The sequence below is a fragment of the Deinococcus arcticus genome, from assembly GCF_003028415.1.
In the GTDB taxonomy this organism is placed as follows: Bacteria; Deinococcota; Deinococci; order Deinococcales; family Deinococcaceae; genus Deinococcus; species Deinococcus arcticus.
In genome coordinates, this window is sequence record NZ_PYSV01000048.1 from 1 (window position 1) to 1,268 (window position 1,268).

At 63.1% G+C, this 1,268-nt stretch carries 2 protein-coding genes; both read left to right on the forward strand.

What is annotated here, in order from left to right:
- The first annotated feature begins 84 nt into the window (after nucleotides 1–84).
- Entirely contained in the window at nucleotides 85–384 is a 300-nt protein-coding gene (locus tag C8263_RS18685) for a transposase (protein ID WP_107139609.1), read from the forward strand.
- The gene (locus C8263_RS18690) at nucleotides 381–1,232 is read left to right on the forward strand and encodes an IS3 family transposase (RefSeq protein WP_107139610.1); all 852 of its coding nucleotides are present in this window, start codon (nucleotides 381–383) and stop codon (nucleotides 1,230–1,232) included. The genes C8263_RS18685 and C8263_RS18690 overlap by 4 nt, the downstream gene beginning before the upstream one ends.
- Nucleotides 1,233–1,268 lie beyond the last annotated feature (36 nt).

A 1,268-nucleotide genomic window follows, 5' to 3' on the forward strand; every position in this document is an offset into this window, starting at 1 on the left:
TGGAGTGACCCCCCAGGAGCGGACCAGGAGGCAAGGCACTTCGCCCCCGTCAGCCCGTAGGCTGACGGCACCGAAGGAGTCCCTATGCCCGGACGCACCCACCGCCGCGAGTTCAAGCTGGACATCGTCAACCAAGTCGAGAACGGCCAGAAGACCACCGCGCAACTCAGTCGCGAACACCACCTGTCGCCCAGCCTGATTCACCGCTGGCGCAAGGAAGTCGAAGCCCGTGGGGATGCGGCCTTCACCGATCAGGCCAGACCCGACCAGGCGCTGGAACACCGCATTGCCGAATTGGAGCGGTTCTGTGGGCAGTTGTCGCTGGAGAACACCATCCTAAAAAAGTCCTTGTCGACGTACCGCTCGAAACAAGGCACCAAATGATCGAGGATGCGCGAAGCGCGCATCCGGAGGTGTCGGTGCGTCGTCTGTGTGCGCTGCATGGGGTCAGCCGCTCCTGGTTCTACGACCAGCAGGCCAGGGAGGAGACGGACACCGATCAGGCGCTGTGCCAGGACATCGAAACTGTGGTGGAAGAGTTCGTCGGCTACGGGTATCGGCGCGTGACCCGTGAGCTGGCCCGGCGGGGCCGCCCGGTGAACCACAAGCGCGTGCTCCGCGTGATGCGCGAACGCCACCTGTTGTGCCGTCCGAAGCGCCGGTATCGAGCCACCACCGAGTCCAATCATCACGAGAAGCGCTTTCCCAATCTGCTGCCCGACGTCGTCCCGGTACGACCCGATCAGGTGTGGCACGCCGACATGACCTACGTCCGTGTCCGGCAGGGCTTCGTGTACCTGGCCTGCGTGCTGGACGGCTTCACCCGGGAGGTGGTGGGCTGGTCCATGTCGAAGTTCCTGGACGCCGAATTGCCCTTGGCGGCGTTGAATAACGCGCTGGCCACGCGTTGTCCTGCCCCAGGGCTCCTTCATCACTCAGACCAGGGTGTGCAATATGCCAGTCGGGTCTACGTGGACCGCCTGCGGTCCACGGGAATGAAGCCGAGCATGTCCAGAACGGGCAATCCCTATGACAATGCCAAAATGGAGAGCTTCTACAAAACCCTGAAGACCGAGGAGGTCGACCGGCAAGAGTATGTCGACCTGGACGACGCCCGGTGGCACATCGGGATCTTTATCGCGGATCTGTACAATCACCGCCGACTGCACTCCAGCCTGGGCTACGTCCCACCTGCTGAGTTCGCCGCCCGCTACACTGCCGCACAGAGGTGACTTGCCCCGCGGTCCGCTCAATTGGGTTCACTCCAC

Bases quoted from the DNA above. Each gene is read 5' to 3' on its own strand.
- C8263_RS18685 (WP_107139609.1), top strand. From the start codon at position 85: ATGCCCGGACGCACCCACCGCCGCGAGTTCAAGCTGGACATCGTCAAC.
- C8263_RS18690 (WP_107139610.1), top strand. From the start codon at position 381: ATGATCGAGGATGCGCGAAGCGCGCATCCGGAGGTGTCGGTGCGTCGT.